The sequence below is a fragment of the Ectobacillus ponti genome (assembly GCF_024294785.1).
Taxonomy (GTDB): Bacteria; Bacillota; Bacilli; order Bacillales; family Bacillaceae_G; genus Ectobacillus; species Ectobacillus ponti.
In genome coordinates this window covers 1-507 of sequence record NZ_JANCLT010000126.1, presented here as the reverse complement: position 1 = coordinate 507, position 507 = coordinate 1, and the positions used below count along the sequence as shown (strand labels likewise).

General features: G+C 44.4%; 1 pseudogene. It reads left to right on the top strand.

Annotated elements, in window-relative coordinates:
- Positions 1–507, top strand: a pseudogene (locus NK662_RS23475) (IS3 family transposase); the annotation flags it as partial.

Here is a 507-nt window from a genome sequence, read left to right as displayed (position 1 = left end):
ATTTTTAATAAAAAACGGAGCGGCAAGCCTCTGCACTTTTCGCTGCAATTCTCTGCACTTTCTGCTTGCAAAAAACACATGAAGAAGAAAGAAAATAAGAATCAACCTGTTGAGGGATCAGAAGAGGCACTGCGAGCGGAACTTGAGTATTTACGAATGGAAAATGCATACTTAAAAAAGTTACAAGCCTTAATTCAAGAAAAGGAACAATCACAGACAAAGACAAAGCGCAAGTAGTGTATGAGTTAAGGCATGAGTTTCGGGTCATTGACCTCGTGAAGGTCGCTGGCATGGCGCGCAGTACGTATTACTATTGGGTCAAACAAATGGGACGAGAGGACAAATATAGCGAGATCAAGGGGGTAATCCGCCAGATTTTTGAGGAGCACCAAGGGCGTTACGGCTACCGTAGAATCACGCTGGAATTGCGTAACCGTGGCTATATCTGTAACCATAAGACTGTGCTTCGCCTCATGAACGGAATGGGTCTGAAAAGCCTCGTACGGA